Source organism: Psychrobacter sp. 1U2 (assembly GCF_051847575.1).
Window position 1 is genome coordinate 1 of the sequence record NZ_JBPYDC010000898.1, and the last position, 784, is coordinate 784.

The window sequence follows — 784 nt, forward strand, 5'->3', positions numbered from 1 at the left end:
CTCTGCTCCATCTCTTGACCAGCCACCTGCCATAACTTATCCTTTCTTATTTAATAAAAGTCTTTAAGAACAAATAGATGGGGCTAAACAGCCTTGTTTTCAATGCTGAAGAAAATAAAGCCAGTTATTATGCGTTTCAATCTTTTGGTTGTAATGCCACAACTTGACCGCGTACACCAATGCTGTCATCGCTCATCAGACAGACATAACCTGCCATGATATCCTCAGGTGTTTTGAGACTCATCGGGTTTTCACCAGGGAATGCATGCGCGCGCATATTGGTACGCGTACCACCTGGATTGATACAGTTAAAGCGTAAACGAGTCGTATTTTGCGTTTCTTGAGTGAAGATATCACTCATGCCTTCTACAGCTTGTTTTGAGAGCGCATATGCACCCCAAAATGCGCGTGGATATGTACCGACAGTACTGGAGGTAAAGACAATAGAGCCATTAGCAGCGTCTTTAAGTAACGGTAATAGTGCTTGAGTGAGCATAAAGGTGGCGGTAAAGTTGACCTGCATCACCTTGGCAAAGGTATCGACATCGTACATCTCAAGCGGTGTCAGCTCGCCTAATATCCCTGCATTATGTAGTATGCCATCAAGTTGACCGATTTCTTTGACGATCAAGCCTTCTAATTGCTGCATTTCAGAATAAGTGGCTTTCTCTAAATCCATCGGTAGCATTGCAGGTTGTTTACCGCCCAAGCTCTCGATCTCATCATAGACAGTTTCAAGCTTACTGGTAGTACGACCAAGTAATAGTACCGTTGCGCCATAGCG

At 44.0% G+C, this 784-nt stretch carries 1 protein-coding gene; it reads right to left on the reverse strand.

Features of this window, described 5'->3' with window-relative positions:
• Nucleotides 1-136: 136 nt before the first annotated feature.
• Nucleotides 137-784, reverse strand: a 648-nt coding sequence (locus tag ACS8FD_RS19420) for a YciK family oxidoreductase (protein ID WP_439277069.1), incomplete at its 5' end; no start/stop codon positions are given.